This window comes from Janthinobacterium sp. C22 (assembly GCF_057919405.1).
In genome coordinates this window covers 3,202,595-3,217,525 of sequence record NZ_CP193659.1, presented here as the reverse complement: position 1 = coordinate 3,217,525, position 14,931 = coordinate 3,202,595, and the positions used below count along the sequence as shown (strand labels likewise).

12 protein-coding genes and 2 pseudogenes are annotated in these 14,931 nt (G+C 64.4%); 5 read left to right on the top strand and 9 right to left on the bottom strand.

What is annotated here, in order from left to right; all coding sequences use genetic code 11:
- Positions 1–5: 5 nt before the first annotated feature.
- From ACRHIG_RS15005 to ACRHIG_RS14990, 4 genes are all read left to right on the top strand, one after another.
- Positions 6–371, top strand: coding sequence for a YgiW/YdeI family stress tolerance OB fold protein (locus ACRHIG_RS15005; RefSeq protein WP_489630638.1), 366 nt, complete (start codon positions 6–8; stop codon positions 369–371).
- 262 nt (positions 372–633) lie between these two features.
- Positions 634–993: a hypothetical protein gene (locus tag ACRHIG_RS15000; RefSeq protein WP_489630637.1), complete on the top strand. Its 360-nt coding sequence runs from the start codon at positions 634–636 to the stop codon at positions 991–993.
- Positions 933–5,084: a PAS domain-containing protein gene (locus ACRHIG_RS14995; RefSeq protein ID WP_489630636.1), complete on the top strand. Its 4,152-nt coding sequence runs from the start codon at positions 933–935 to the stop codon at positions 5,082–5,084. Before ACRHIG_RS15000 ends, ACRHIG_RS14995 begins: the two co-directional genes overlap by 61 nt.
- Positions 5,081–6,160, top strand: a complete 1,080-nt coding sequence (locus tag ACRHIG_RS14990) for a diguanylate cyclase domain-containing protein (protein WP_489630635.1) — start codon at positions 5,081–5,083, stop codon at positions 6,158–6,160. Before ACRHIG_RS14995 ends, ACRHIG_RS14990 begins: the two co-directional genes overlap by 4 nt.
- Here the strand turns inward: ACRHIG_RS14990 and ACRHIG_RS14985 are convergent.
- From ACRHIG_RS14985 to ACRHIG_RS14960, 6 genes and pseudogenes are all read right to left on the bottom strand, one after another.
- Complete coding sequence (locus tag ACRHIG_RS14985; RefSeq protein WP_121669851.1) at positions 6,090–6,545, bottom strand: MaoC family dehydratase; 456 nt, start codon at positions 6,543–6,545, stop codon at positions 6,090–6,092. The two genes, ACRHIG_RS14990 and ACRHIG_RS14985, sit on opposite strands and share 71 nt — an antisense overlap.
- Positions 6,538–7,025: pseudogene (locus tag ACRHIG_RS14980) on the bottom strand (MaoC family dehydratase). The gene ACRHIG_RS14985 and the pseudogene ACRHIG_RS14980 overlap by 8 nt, the downstream one beginning before the upstream one ends.
- Positions 7,022–8,167 (bottom strand): acyl-CoA dehydrogenase family protein, encoded by a 1,146-nt coding sequence (locus ACRHIG_RS14975; RefSeq protein WP_489630634.1) that lies wholly within the window; start codon positions 8,165–8,167, stop codon positions 7,022–7,024. The pseudogene ACRHIG_RS14980 and the gene ACRHIG_RS14975 overlap by 4 nt, the downstream one beginning before the upstream one ends.
- A gap of 16 nt (positions 8,168–8,183) precedes the next feature.
- Positions 8,184–9,374, bottom strand: a complete 1,191-nt coding sequence (locus ACRHIG_RS14970) for an acyl-CoA dehydrogenase family protein (RefSeq protein WP_489630633.1) — start codon at positions 9,372–9,374, stop codon at positions 8,184–8,186.
- Between the two features lie 182 nt (positions 9,375–9,556).
- Complete coding sequence (locus ACRHIG_RS14965) at positions 9,557–9,907, bottom strand: VOC family protein (RefSeq protein WP_475414448.1); 351 nt, start codon at positions 9,905–9,907, stop codon at positions 9,557–9,559.
- Between the two features lie 430 nt (positions 9,908–10,337).
- Positions 10,338–10,924, bottom strand: a pseudogene (locus ACRHIG_RS14960) (TetR/AcrR family transcriptional regulator).
- Positions 10,925–11,150: 226 nt separating this feature from the next.
- Here ACRHIG_RS14960 and ACRHIG_RS14955 point away from each other — a divergent pair.
- Positions 11,151–12,359 carry an MFS transporter gene (locus ACRHIG_RS14955; RefSeq protein WP_489630632.1) on the top strand — a complete coding sequence of 403 codons (1,209 nt, stop codon included), beginning with the start codon at positions 11,151–11,153 and terminating at the stop codon, positions 12,357–12,359.
- A gap of 12 nt (positions 12,360–12,371) precedes the next feature.
- Here the strand turns inward: ACRHIG_RS14955 and ACRHIG_RS14950 are convergent, their stop codons facing one another.
- From ACRHIG_RS14950 to ACRHIG_RS14940, 3 genes are all read right to left on the bottom strand, one after another.
- Positions 12,372–13,052: an aspartate-alanine antiporter-like transporter gene (locus ACRHIG_RS14950; protein ID WP_489630808.1), complete on the bottom strand. Its 681-nt coding sequence runs from the start codon at positions 13,050–13,052 to the stop codon at positions 12,372–12,374.
- A gap of 35 nt (positions 13,053–13,087) precedes the next feature.
- Positions 13,088–13,960 (bottom strand): aspartate-alanine antiporter-like transporter, encoded by an 873-nt coding sequence (locus ACRHIG_RS14945; RefSeq protein ID WP_489630631.1) that lies wholly within the window; start codon positions 13,958–13,960, stop codon positions 13,088–13,090.
- A gap of 242 nt (positions 13,961–14,202) precedes the next feature.
- The gene (locus ACRHIG_RS14940; protein ID WP_489630807.1) at positions 14,203–14,697 is read right to left on the bottom strand and encodes a hypothetical protein; all 495 of its coding nucleotides are present in this window, start codon (positions 14,695–14,697) and stop codon (positions 14,203–14,205) included.
- Between the last annotated feature and the right edge of the window lie 234 nt (positions 14,698–14,931).

Below are 14,931 nucleotides of genomic sequence, written 5' to 3'. Positions count from 1 at the left end.
ATACCATGTCCCTGCACCGCCAACTCATCGTCTCCCTGGCCGCCGCCTGCGCCTTGCTGGCCGGCGGCGCGCACGCCCAATACGTGGGGCCGTCGGCCGGCCCGGCCGCGCCCGGCAATGTGGCCGCCATCCTGAAAAATCCCGTCGACGACCAGGCCGTCGTGCTGCGCGGCCACCTGCTGCGCAAAGTGGGCAACGAGAAATACACCTTCTCCGACGGCACGGCGGAAATCCGCGTGGACATCGACGACAAGGTCTTCATGAACCGCAAGATCGACGCCAAGACCCGGGTGGAAATCCGCGGCGAAGTGGAAAAAGACTTCATGGAAAGCCCGGAAATCGATGTCGACGTGCTGACCGTGGTCCCGTAAGCTGCCTCGCCCTCCCGCCGCCACGGCGGGAGGGACATCCCCCTCCTCTGTATGCCTTGCGCAACCTTTTTTCCACCCCAGAAACTAGGCTTGTCAGAACAATCAATTTCGTCTAGCATCTTTTCATTCAAGGTCAGCCAGCGCCAGCGTGAGCCTGCCTGTCGACTCATCCATTCTGGGAGCTTTCCGGGTGCAAGATTTGCCTTCGATACGCTCAAGAATTTCATGGCTGGTGTTCGCCTGGGTCATTCCGACGGCACTCGTGTTTCTGCTGCTCATGGCGCAAAGCTACACGCGCGAACGCGGCCATGTCGTCAGCGAAACGGCGCAGGCGGCACGGGCGGTCGCCGCCGCCATCGAACGCGACCTGAGCGGCGCGCAGATGGCCGCGCGCATCCTGGCCGCCTCGCCCGCCCTGCAAGATGACGATATCGGCGCCCTGCGCGCGCTGGCCGGCAGCCTGCTGCAGCCGGGCCGGGCCGTGAGCGCCTACATCATCTCCGACGCCAAGGGACGCCAGCTGGTCAATACAGCCTTGCCCGCCGGCCAGGCGCCGCCCCCTTGCCGCAGAAATGGGCGGCCAGCATGGAGCGCGCGCGCGACTACGGCAAGCCTCGGCTGACCAGCCTGCTCATGGAGCCGGACGAGGTGCCGCGGCTGGCCCTGAACCAACCCTTGCCGCGCGATACAGGTCCCGCCTATGTGCTGACGGCGCTGTACCGTCCCGACTACCTGCCCTTGCTGCTGCGCGAGCTGCACCTGCCGGCCTACCTGGGCGCGGCCATCATCAATGCGGACGGCATCAACGTGGCGCGCACCCTGGCGCCGCAGCGCTATGTGGGCCAGCGCAGCCCGGCGCCCCTGCTGGAGCAGATACGCCAGGCGCGCGAAGGCGTGCTGCGCCATGCCACCCTGGAAGGCATCGACGTGTATACGGGCTTTCGCCGCGCGCCGGACGACGCCTGGACGGTGGCCGTCACCATCCGCACCAGCACGGTGGCCGAAGCCCTGCTGCGCTCCGTCGTCACGGGTTCCCTCATCCTGGCCCTGCTGCTGGGCGCCGGCTTTGCCCTGGCCTGGCGCGTGGGCGGCCGCCTGGCCCGCACCCTGCAGGAACTGACCCTGCAGATCCATGCGCTGGCGCAAGGCAAACCCTTGCTTTCTAACAAGCACACGGACCGCGAATCGGCCGACATGGCCAACGCCCTGGGCGCGCTGGAACGCGACTTGCGGCGCCACCGCACGCAGCTCGAAAGCCTGGTGGACGAACGCACCCTGGCCCTGGAAAAATCCACGCGCCTGCTGGAAACCGTCTACGCGACGGCGCCCATCGGCATGCTGTTCGTGGACCTGGACTTGCGCATCGTCATGGTCAACCAGTACCTGGCCGCCATCAACGGGGCCAGCGTGGCGCAGCATCTGGGCCGTCCCGTGGGCGCCATGCTGTTCGACGCCGCCGTGCGCATGGAGGTGGAACGCTGCGTGCGCCAGGTGCTCGAGACGGGATCGCCCATCGTCGACCTCGAATTGCAGGGCCATAGCGGGCAGCAGCGCGAGCAGCTGAGCCACTGGATCGTCTCGTATCACCCGATTTTCGGCCCCGAGCAGCAGTTGCTGGGCGTGTCGGGCCTGTGGCTGGACATTAGCGAACGCAAGCGCAGCGAAGCGGAATTCCGCCGCTCGAAACACCTGTTCGGCACCATCATCGAAAACATCCCGGCCATGGTCTTCGTCAAGCGCGCCGACAAGCTGAGCTTTGAAATGATCAACCGCCACGCGGAACTGACCCTGGGACGCTCGCGCGAGCAATTGCTGGGCAAGACGGACCATGACTTCTTCCCGCCGCAGCAGGCCGCCGCCTTCGTCAGCGCCGACCGCAAGCTGCTGGCCACGGGGCAGATGGTGGAAATCGAGCAGGAGCCGATCAACACGGCCGACGGCACCACGCGCCACTTCACCACGCGCAAGGTGGTGCTGCGCGACGACGCGGGACGTGCCAGCCACGTGCTGGGGGTATCGATCGACATCACGGAACGCAAGCGCGCCACCGAGGTGCTGCACGCCACCACCTTGCGCCTGGAACAGAGCGAGCGCTTCATCCGCACCGTCACCGACAACCTGCCCGGCATGGTGTCGTACTGGGGCGCCGACTTGCGTTGCCGATTCGCAAATAATTTCTACAATGAATGGTTTGGCCGCAGCAGCGCCGAGCTGGCCGGCATCCACATGCGCGAATTGCTGGGGCAGGAACTGTTCGATGTGTATGCGCCCCACGTCGAGGGCGTGCTGGCGGGCCGGCCGCAAAGCTTCGAGCGCGACCTGCTCGACCCCACGGGCCAGGTCTGCCATACGTGGACCAATTACATCCCCGACGTCGACGACAGCGGCGGCGTGCGCGGCTTCTTCGTGCTGGCCTCGGACGTCTCCGAACTCAAGCGCACGGAATTGCGCCTGCACGAACTCAACGAGCAAATGGTGCGCGCGCGCGACAAGGCCGAGGCGGCCAGCACGGCGAAGAGCGAATTCGTCGCCAACATGAGCCATGAAATCCGCACGCCGATGAACGCCATCATCGGCCTGGCGCGCCTGCTGGAAGAGTCGCCGCTGGAACGGCGCGAGCGCAGCTACGTCGGCAAGATCCAGATGGCCACGCAGTCGCTGCTCCATATCGTCAACGACGTGCTCGATTTTTCCAAGATCGAGGCGGGACAGATGGTGCTGGAACAGCGCCGCTTCCAGCTCGAACGCATGCTGGGCAGCGTCGGCGTCCTGCTGGCCAGCAGCGCCTGGGCGCGCGGCGTGGAGCCCGTGTTCGTGCTCGACCCGGGCGTGCCCGATGAACTGATCGGCGACGCCCTGCGCGTGGAACAGATCCTGATCAACCTGGTGGGCAACGCCGTTAAGTTCACCGCGCATGGCGAAGTGGTGCTGGCCATCGCCATGGTGGCCGAGGATGCGGCCAGCGCGACGCTGGAGTTTTCCGTGCGCGACACGGGCATCGGCATCGGCGCGGCCGAGCAGGAGCGCATCTTCGACGCGTTTTCCCAGGGCGACAGCGGCACCAGCCGCAAATACGGCGGCACGGGACTGGGGCTGGCCATCTGCCGGCGCATGGTGGAATTGATGGGCGGCCAGCTCAGCGTGAAAAGCGCGCTGGGCCAGGGTTCCGACTTCCGCTTCAGCTGCCGCTTCGGCAAGGTGGCGCCGCCGCCCGAGCCGCCGGGCAAGGCCGCGCCCAGGGATCTGACGCTGCTGATCATCGACGACAACGCCAGCGTGCGCGCCATGCTGGAAGGCTGGTGCGCGGCGCAGGGCTGGCACAGCCGCAGCGCCGGCAGCGGCGCGGCCGGCCTGGCCCTGCTGCGGGCCCATGCCGGCGGCGGGCCGGCGGCAGACATCGTATTGCTGGACGCGGCCATGCCGGGCATGGATGGCATTTCCATGCTCACCGAGGCGCGCGCTGGCGCGCACCTGGCGCTGCCGCCCGTGATCATGCTGGTGGCCGACCAGGACAGCGAAAACCTCGAGCGCCTGGCCGACAGCCTGATGTTGTCCGGCATCGTCTCGAAACCGGCCACCCCGGCGCGCCTGCTGGCGGCCGTGACGGCCGTGCGCGACGGCCGCAATGGCCGCAACGCACCGTCCGCGCTGCCCGTTTCCACGCCCCTGTCGGGATTGCTGGAAGGCATGCGCGTACTGCTGGTGGAAGACAATGAAATCAACCAGGAAGTGGCGCAGTACATCCTGCTGCACTCGGGCGCGCGCGTGGCCGTGGCCGCCAACGGCAAGCTGGCCGTCGACCTGCTGGCGCAAACCCCGCAAGCCTGGGACGTGGTGCTGATGGATTTGCAGATGCCCGTCATGAATGGCTATGACGCCACTCTGGCCATCCGCGCACTGGGCTTGCCGGACCTGCCCATCGTCGCCATGACGGCCAATGCCATGGACGAAGACCGCCTGCGCGCCGTCGCCAGCGGCATGAATGCGCACGTGGCCAAGCCCATCGATGTCGACGAGATGATCCTGACCCTGACCCGGCTGGTGCCCGCGCACCCGGGTGGCGGCGACGGCGCCGTGCAGGTGGGCGATGCCGCCACGCAAACGCCGGACCTGCCGGCCGCGGTGCCCGGCATCGACCTGGCGGCGGCCCTGCACCGCTTCGGCGGCGATTACGGCGCCTTCCTGGCCCTGCTCAAGCGCTTTGAGAATTCGCAAGGCGACGCCGTCGTGGACACCCGGCGCCTGCTGGCCGCCGGCCAGACGCGGCAGGCGGCGCAACTGCTGCACCGCGTCTGCGGCGTGGCGGCCAACCTGGGCGCCGCCCACGTCGCCAGCCTGGCCGGCGAGGCGGAAAAGGCGCTGAAAACGGGGCAATCGCACGCCGCTGCCGCCTTGCTGGGACAGCTGGAACTGGCGATGGCGGAAGTCATCGAAGCGGCGCGCACCCTGCCCTCGCCCCTGCGGCGCAGCCAACCCGCTGCGGCCGCGCCCGGCAGCGCGCCGGTCGACCTGCGCGCCGGCCTGACCGAGCTGCTCGTCCTGATCCGCAACAATAATCTGAGGGCGCTGGCGCAATTCCACGCCCTGCACGCCGCGCTACAACAGTCAGACCGGGAAGCGGCCCTGGCGCTGGCCAACGCGGTCGAGACACTGGATTTTTCCGAAGCGGAAAAACTCGTGCTCGACCAGCTGAAACGAGAGGAAAACAAGTGAGCTGGACCAATCTTGCCATGAACGGGCGCATCCTCATCGTCGATGACGCCATGGAAAACATCCAGATCCTGCACCAGCTGCTGCGCGAGGAACACGATGTGCTGTTCGCCCTGAGCGGAGAAAAGGCGCTGGAGATTGCGCATAATCAGCTGCCGGACCTGATCCTGCTCGACGCCGTCATGCCCGGCATGGATGGCTATGCCGTCTGCAATGCGCTGCGCGAATCGGCCATCCTGAGCGCCATTCCCGTCATTTTCGTCACGGCCCTGAACCAGCCCGAGGATGAGACGCGGGCGCTGGAAGCGGGCGCCGTCGATTTCATCACGAAACCGTTCAACGCGGCCGTCGTGCGGGCCCGCGTGCGCAGCCAGCTGACCATCAAGCGGCAGGCCGACGCCATGCGCGAACTGTCGCTGACGGACTCGTTGACGGGCGTGGCCAACCGGCGCAGCTTCAACGACACGATGGACAGCGAATGGCGGCGCTGCGCGCGCGACGGCGTGCCGATGGCCCTCATCATGGCCGATATCGATCACTTCAAGGATTACAACGACACGTATGGCCACCAGGCGGGCGACCTGTGCCTGCAGCAGGTGAGCGCCGCCCTGCGCCGCTGCGCCGTGCGCCCGCCCGACCTGCTGGCGCGCTACGGCGGCGAGGAATTCATCATCCTGCTGCCGCAGGAAACGCGCGACGGCGCCGAAGTGGTGGCCCAGCGCATCCTCGACGAAGTGCGCGCGCTGGAAATTCCCCACGCCAGGTCCAGCGTCGGCCCGCACGTCAGCGTCAGCCTGGGCATGACCAGCGTCATGCCCACCGAAGGCATGGATCCCAGCGCCCTGATCCGCGCCGCCGACGCCCTGCTGTACCGCGCCAAGCAGACGGGGCGGGACAGGTATTGCGCGTCGGAGGGGAGTAAAGAGGAGGCGCGCGCACCTGCGTCGGCTTACGCCCTGCGGGCTAAACCGACCTACGCCGACCTACGATGTGGGCTCAGCTTGCAGCTCAGGGATAGCAGCGCATCAGAAATTCCGCCACGCACACGGGTTTCGTGTCGCCTTCCCTCTCCATCGTGACGGCCCAGTTCACTTGCGCGCCTTCCGGCACGTCCTCGACGGACAGGATATCGAGCCGCGCGCGCAGGCGGCTGCCGACGGGCACGGGGGCGGGAAAGCGCACCTTGTTCAGGCCGTAATTGATGGCCATGCGGATGCCGGCCATGTGCAAGGCGCCCGCAAGCATGGCGGGCAACAGGGACAAGGTCAGAAAGCCGTGCGCCACGGTGCAGCCGTACGGCGACTCGCGCGCGCAGCGCTCGGCGTCCACGTGGATCCACTGATGGTCGTCCGTGGCGTCGGCAAAGGTGTCGATGCGCTGCTGCGTGATGGTGAGCCAGTCGGAGACGGCCACGTGCTGGCCCGACAAGGCCTGGAAACCGGCGATGCCGGCGATGTCACGCATGCTGCTCTCCCGCCGGACGGCGGCCGAACATGCCCATGCCTTCGACGGTGGTCACCACGTCGCCATGCTGGTTGCGCACGCTCCACACGGAAATGACGATGCCGCGGTCCGGCTTCGACGTCGACGGGCGCACTTCCTTGACCTGGTAGGTCAGCTGCAGGGTGTCGCCCGCGCGCACGGGCTTGAGCCAGCGGATGCTGTCCAGGCCGGGCGAGCCCATGCTGGATGAATGCTTGAGCAGGTTATCTACCACCAGGCGCATCATCATGCCGCAGGTATGCCAGCCGCTGGCGATGACGCCCTTGAAGATGGTTTTTCCGCCGCAGCATGATCGACGTGGAACGGCTGCGGGTCGAAATCCGTGGCGAAGGCGATGATTTCCGCCTCCGTCACGTGGCGCTGGCCCAGGTCGATTTCCAGGCCCTGCGTAAAGTCTTCGAAATACCAGTGCTTGGGGCTGATTCCGGTCAATGCGGTCATGCGGTCTCCGTCGGCAAGAAGCCCGGCTGGGCGATAAAGCGCTCGATGTGGTGCTCCACGTCGCCCAGGGTCAGGGCGATCATGGAGAGGCGCTTGAAATGATGGGCGGCGGGCAATTCGTCCGTCACGCCCATGCCGCCATGCAATTGCACGGCTTGCTGGCCGACAAAGGTGGCGGCCAGGCCTACGCGCGCCTTGGCGGCCGAAACCGTGCGGCGCCGCTCCGCCGCGTCCTCGCTGCCGGCCTTGGCGGCGGCCAGCATGGCCATCGAACGGGCCTGCTCCAGGTGGATGAACATGTCGGCCATGCGATGCTGCAAGGCCTGGAACTTGCCGATCGGCGCGCCGAACTGCTGGCGCGTCTTCAAGTAGTCGAGCGTGGCGGCAAAGATGGCATCCATGGCGCCCACGGCTTCCGCACACAGCAGGGCGGCGCCATAGTCGAGTGCGGCATCGAGCACGGGCCAGCCCTGCCCCTTTTGTCCGACCAGCGCATCGTGCCCCAGCACCACTTGCACGAAGGTCACGGTGGCGGCGCGCTGGCCATCGATGGTGCGGTAGTCGCGCACGGAAACGCCGGGCGCGTCAACGGGCACGAGGAACAGCGAAATGCCGTCCGTGTCCATCTGGCCGCCGCCGCTGCGCGCCGAGACGATCAGCGCGCCCGCCTGGGCACCATGGATGACGACGGTCTTCTCGCCGTCGAGCACGAAACCGTCGCCGCTGGCGATGGCCGTGGTGGCGATATCGTGCAGGTCGTGGCGCGACTGGCGTTCACCGAGCGCACACGCGAGCTTCAGGCTGCCGCTGGCCACCTGTTCCAGCACGGCGTCATGGCCGCCCGCCAGGGTCAAAAAGCGCGCGCCCAGCACGGTAGCCAGGTATGGTTCGACCACCAGGCCGCGACCCAGTTCCTGCATCACCAGCAGCATATCGACGGCCGTGCCGTCGAAACCGCCCGCGGCGGCCGGCAGAGGCAAGGCCGTCATGCCCAGCTCGGCCAGCGTTGCCCAGGCCGCATCGGACGTGCCCGTGGCGGAATGGATGATGGTTTGCCGCATCTCAAACGGGTAATCCTTGTCGACCCAGCGCCGGAGCGCGTCGGCGAATTGCTGCTGTTCCTGATTGAATTGGAAGTCCATGTCGTCTCCTTCTGGCTTACAGGCCCAGGATCATCTGCGTGATGATGTTTTTCTGGATTTCATTCGAGCCGCCATAGATCGATGTCTTGCGGTAATTGAAGTAATACGCGGCCAGCGGCGCGGCCAGGTCGTCGCCAGCGCTGCTGTGCGGCGCGCTGCCTTCGAGAAATGCCGGGTCGAATGGCAAGGCTTGCGGGCCGATGGCTTCCACCATCAGTTCCGTCAGTTGCTGCTGCAGTTCCGAACCGCGCACCTTCAGCATGGACGCCTGCGGCCCCGGCCCCTTGCCCTCTTCGCTGATGACGCGCAAGACCGTCATTTCCAGCGCCATCAATTCGATTTCCAGGGTGGCGACCTTGGCCGCAAACGCGGCATCGTGCAGCAGCGGCGCGCCGCGCTTGGTCTGCTGCATGGCAAGCTGCTTGAGAAAAGTCAGCTCGCGCTTGGAGCGGCCCACGGCGGCGATGCCCGTGCGCTCGTGCCCCAGCAGATACTTGGCGTAGGTCCAGCCCTTGTTTTCCTGGCCGACCAGATTGCTGACGGGCACGCGCACATTATCAAAAAAGACTTCGTTCACTTCGTGTTCTTCATCGAGCATGATGATGGGGCGCACGGTGATGCCCGGCGTTTTCATGTCGATCAGCAAGAAACTGATGCCTTCCTGCTTGCGCACCGTGCTGTCCGTGCGCACCAGGCAAAAGATCATGTCCGCGTACTGGCCCAGCGTCGTCCAGGTTTTCTGGCCGTTGACGATGTAGTGGTCGCCGTCGCGCTCGGCCGTGGTTTTCAGGGACGCGAGGTCGGAACCGGCACCGGGCTCCGAATAGCCCTGGCACCACCAGTCGTCGCAGTTGAGGATACGCGGTAAGTAATATGCCTTTTGTTCGGCGTTGGCGAAGGCCATGATGACGGGCGCCACCATGTTGATGCCGAAAGGCAAAATCGGGGGCGTGGCGGCGCGCGCGCACTCGTCTTCCCAGATATGGCGCTGCACGGACGTCCAGCCCGTGCCGCCGTATTCGACGGGCCAGGCTGGCGCGGCCCAGCCTTGCTGCGCGACAATCTTGTGCCAGCGCACATAGTCATCGCGGTTCAGGCGCAGATGCTGGCGCACCTTGCGCTGCAAGTCCGCCGGCAGATGGGTGTCGAGGAAGGCGCGCACCGTGTCGCGGAACGCCGTCTCCCCGGCCGTGTAATGCAGGTCCATGTCTGTCTCCTTGTTCTTGTCGGTTGCCGTGATGACTGCACGCAAGGAAGCTCAGCGCACAAAAAAGCACGACCGTTCTCAAGGATTGTACAACAGATTGGGAGCGGCGCCAGCCCTTTACGCAGGCCGGCGCCGGGTGGCATTGGCCGGCTGGCGGCCCGAAGCCGCCGTCAGCATCTCGCTTATGCGTGCGACAGAATATTGATGAGTTTGCCAAAAGGGTCGCGCACGAAAAAGCGCCTGACGCCCCAGGGTTCATCGCTCAGCCCATACTCGATGGCAAACCCTGCAGCAACCATGCGTGCAAATGCGGCATCCACGTCATCGACTTCAATCGACAGGTCTGGCACGGCCGTGTTCGAGCCGCCTTGCGTGGCGAAGCTCACTTGAACACTCATCTCGGTTTGCGCACCATACGTCATGATCCAGCCGTGGTCCATCAGCAGGCTCAGGCCCAGCACCTCCTGGTAAAACCTCCGCGCCAGGCCCGGATCCGACACGGGGACATTGGCAACGATACGCTTGACTTGCATGTTTTTCCTCCGTGTTAATGATTGAACCCTTCAAAGCTCACCCCTGCCATTCCACATCCACAACCGCACCCAGAAGTGGTGGCGAATCGAATTGAAATTCATTCCATGGCGGATGGCCAATTCCACCACCTGCCGGTAGTAGGCAGCCAACTCGCCCTCTCGTCCGCCAAGTTCGGACGTAAGCACCATGGATGGTTCAGACCGTGGAAATGAAGGCAGCTGAAGTCACTGTGTACATGTTGACGTGTCCACGCCTGCATGTCTGTCCGGACCGAAATAGAACTCTTTCTTCAAGAGAAAGCAAAGCTCTACATTCAGCAACGAAACTGGTTTGGCTTCAGTCATCCAAGGTTTCATATTATTGCAATAAAATTAACCTCAAGGGTTCTACGGAAATGTCCGCTTCTGACGAGATTGCCACTTTTCACGATTACTTTTTTAGTAACAGCCCACGTAGAAGCAATTCCAATGCCGCAACTCCTTTTATCAAGCGCGCATTGCCTTCGTCACCGTCGGCGATCCAGAACACCGCTTCTGCCAGACTGCCGTAGATCATCGAAGCCAGTGCCTCTGGGCAAGTGTCGACCACGATGCCTTGATGAATCAGCTCGCGGATAAGCCCTTGCATCGACTCGAGGCAATGACGCTGCGAGTCCGGTGAAGCGCCCCCAGCACCGCCCTGGCATCGCGTAAAACGATGCGCTGAATTTCCGGCTCCAGGGCCATCTCCAGATAGGCACGGCAGCGATGGCGAAAGCCTTCCCACAGATCGCCAGCGCTGTCGGAGATGCTTTGCAGGCGACCATCCATTTCCGCGTCGATCTGCTCTACCACCGCCAGCAGCAAGCCCTTCTTATCGCCGAAGTGATGATACAGCGCACCCCGCGTCAGTCCTGCCTGCGCGGTGAGGTCGTCCATTGACGTATCGGCATAACCGCGCTCGCTGAACACTGTGCGGGCGGTAGCCAGCAACGATGCTCGGGTTTCTTCCATCTCCACACGCGTGCGGCGAACCATTGCTTTCTCCTTACATACATAACGTATGATTGTTTACATACAGTGCGTATGAATATATACTATTCATACGCGATGTATGTATTATCACTGGGACGCGTCTCCGCTGCAAGCATCGCATGCAGGGACCGATATCGATCCCCCTCGGCATGCGCTGCCACTGCATAGCAGCGGTCCGACGCCGCCGGCACAAGCCGTTTATCGAATGATCAAATGAAGGATATGCACCATGAATACGTCCCCCTATGCTGCCGCAGAAACGGCTGTCCGCCACCCGTGGCTGGCGGTCAGCGCTGTCGGCATGGCCACCTTTTCGGTCGTGACGACGGAAATGCTGCCGGTCGGCCTGTTGACGCCGATCGCTGACACCCTGGGCACCTCCACCGGAACCGCCGGGCTGATGATCTCGCTGCCAGCATTGCTGGCGGCCTTGTTCGCGCCGCTGGTCGTGATCGTCTCGGGAAACCTGGACCGGCGCACAATTCTCTGTGGCTTGCTCACTCTATTGTTGCTCGCAAACATAGCCTCGGCTCTGGCGCAGAACATGGCGTGGATGCTGGCGGCACGTGTTCTCGTCGGTTTTTGCATGGGCGGAATCTGGGCCATCGCCGGCGGTCTGGCGTCCCGGCTTGTTCCTGCCCGCTCGATCGGCCTGGCAACGTCGATTATCTTCGGTGGCGTGGCGGCCGCTTCCGTGCTGGGTGTGCCGCTAGGCGCACAAATCGGCGACGTTGCAGGATGGCGCTGGGCCTTCGGCGCCATGGCGCTGTTCAGCGGCCTGGTACTGGTGCTGCATCTGGCTGTCATTCCCGCCCTGCCCGCTGCCGGTTCGACGACCTTGCGCCAATTCGGAAAACAGCTGCACAACCGGCAGTTGCAGGCGGGGCTGCTCCTGACCCTGTTGCTTGTAAGCAGCCATTTCACGGCCTTTACCTTCGTGCGCCCGCTGCTGCTGTCGATGTCGGGGTTTGATGCGCAATGGCTGGGCACACTGCTGTTTTCCTATGGCTTCGCGGGCATCATTGGCAACTTCCTGGCCGGCGGCGTTGCGGCGCGGCGCGCAGCGCCAACCATCCTAGCCATCGCGGGCGGCCTGCTGCTCACGCCACTGCTGTTTCTGGCTGTCGGCGACTCCAGCATCGCTGGCGGCGTGGTGTTGCTGGCTTGGGGACTGGCCTACGGCGGCGTATCGGTCGGCCTGATGACCTTGATGCTGAAGGCGGCGCCCGGGGCCGTGGAGATCGTCGCCGCGCTGTATGTGGGAGTCTTCAATATCGGCATTGCGCTCGGGGCGTGGGCCGGCGGTCAAGCCGTGGACAGGCTGGGCCTCTCGGCCAACCTCTGGCTTGCCGCAGGTTTCGCCGCTGCGGCTTTGCTGCTGGCTTTTGGCATCCACTTTGTTAATGCCAACAAACAACTTGGCCCTGCACGAGATTGACTCTTGCCGCCATCAGCCATACAAATGCAGCAACACCTGCACGGCGACGATCTTGACGATGGTCATGCTGGGGAAAATCATCGCGTAGCCGAGGTTCGGGCGGTCCGATTTGGCCAGGCGGTTGGCGAACACCAGCACGGCCGGGTTGCCCGTGGCGCCGGCCGCGATACCGAGCAACTCGGGAAACGGCAGGCGCAGGAAGACCTTGCCCAAAATCACCACGAGGGCCACCACCACCAGCACCGTGACGGCCCCCAGCGCCAGCATGGGCAAGCCGTCGGCGCCCACCTGCTGCACGAACGGCAAGCCGGAGGCCATGCCGACGGAGGCGAGGAAAATCGTCAAGCCGTAGTTGCGCATGACCAGGTTGGCCGACAGGGGCAGGCGCCAGCTGATCTTGCCCACCCTGCCCAGCCGTCCCAGGATCAGCGCCATCACCAGCGGACCGCCGGCCAGGCCCAGGCTGAACGAGCCTATCCACGGCAAGGGGATGGGCACCAGGCCCAGCAGCACTCCCAGCACCATGCCCATGCCCAGCGACACATAGCTGAACTCGGCCGTGGCCGTGATGGAATTGCCGAACAGCTTGCGCACGTCGGCCGCATGTTTCGCTGGCGCAATAGCCATCACCCTGTCGCCAAATTCCAGGGTCAGGAACGGGTGCGGCAAAATCATGGCGTCGCCGCGGCGGATGAAGGCGATCTGCAGCGGAAAGTCTTTCGACAGGTTCAGCTCGCCCAGGGCACGCCGACGATTTCCGCGTCCGACACGAACACTTCCGTGCCGTCGAACGTGCTGCGGTCCTTCATCAGCCGCCCCGGGTCGAGGTGGCCCAGCGCCGTGCGCGCCGCCTCCACGCCCGCCACCGTGCCCGATACCATCAGCGCGTCGCCCACGCCAAGCACCAGGCCAGGATCGGGCAAGCGGTTCTGGTGGCCCTGGCGCACGCCGATCACTTGCACGCCGGCCAGCGGGCCGTCGGCCAGTTCGGACAGGGCCGCGCCCGCCAGTTTCGCTTCGTCAATGGTAATTTCGGACACGACGATGGGCGCCGGCGGCGGCGTCAGCACAGGTTTCAGGATGCGCCCGGCCAGGTACAGGCCCAGCATGGGACCGACGACGCCGAACGGATACGCCACCGCATAGCCGACGGCCGCGTCGCCATTGCCGTGCGACGCTTCCAGCGCCGCCTGCAGGGCCGCCGTGCTGGTCATGGCGCCGGCAAACACGCCGCTGGCCATGCGCAGCGAGATATCGATCCACTGCCCGCCCCAGACGGACACGGCCAGGCCGCCCATGACGGCGGCAAAGGCGATCAGATTGTGTTTTTGCCCCGCCCCGCGCAAGCCGGCGAAGAACTGCACGCCGTACTGCACGCCTATGCCATACAGGAACAGCAGCAGACCGATGGAGCCGACCATCGGCGGCGGCACGGAACCGGGCGCAAAGGCGCCCAGCGCCAGCCCCGCGAACAGCACGCCGCCCACGCCCAGCGAAAAGCCGAACACGCTGATGCGCCCCAGCGCATAACCGGCGCCGATGACGAGAAACAGGGCGAGGATGGGCGTGGACTCCAGCGTGTGGCGAAATAATTGAAGCATCGGGCAACCTTGGTCTGGGGAAGGCCCAGTTTAGCATGCACAAAAGCAACACGATGGCGATGATGACAAGCAAGCGTGCGCAGGTTTGCGCCTTAAAAACGGGCAAAAAAAGCCCGCTGCGGGAGCGGGCTGAATCTAATTCCTGTGAGGAAGTAGAGGAGACAGGTGCATAATGCCGCGTCGCAACATACAAATCCAATTGCATGTTGTGATGACAGAAATAGCGTCTATCAATATCTCGTTCAGACCGCTCCAAAAACAATCAGCGTTCGATCCGATCTTTGCGGGCGAGTGACCAGCACGCGGGCGCGTTCCACCGATACGCAAGTCTGCGGCACAAACCCCGTCGGCAATGTCCCTCCATCGCGCTTGAGCATTTCCGGCTCATTGAACACGTCATAGTCCGCGCGCTTGAAAAGCAACTGTTCGATGCCGGCGTCCCCTTCGGGCATCGGTTTGACAACGATGAGCGACCAAAGGCCTTCATCCCCCAGGAATTGCTTTTGCTTAAGGAAGGCGTTGACCCTGTCCGCAGGAGGCGCCGAACCGGGCAGCTCGCTCTGATACATGGTCAGCGGGCACAGCAGCGTGCCGGGCGGCCACCCCATATCGGGCAGCGCGGCGACCGTCTCCGGACGCAACTGGCCCAAGTGGCGATCAAGCGGATGCCGCTCCTCCGAGCATGCGCCGAGCGCCATCAGCGCCAGCATGCCGGCTGCGTAAAACAAAGGTGTCATCAACTTGTCTCCTTGTGCATGGTTTAGCAAGGGTATCTTAAGCGATGCAGCCGTGGCGACCCGCGCGATAAGGTGCAACGGCAAAAAAAGCCCGCTGCGGGAGCGGGCTGAATCTAATTCCTGTGAGGAAGTAGAGGAGACAGGTGCATGATGCCGCGTCGCAACATATAAATCCAATTGCATGTTGTGATGACAGAAATAGCTATTCCCTATATCTGCCCTCTCCCCTGCCGT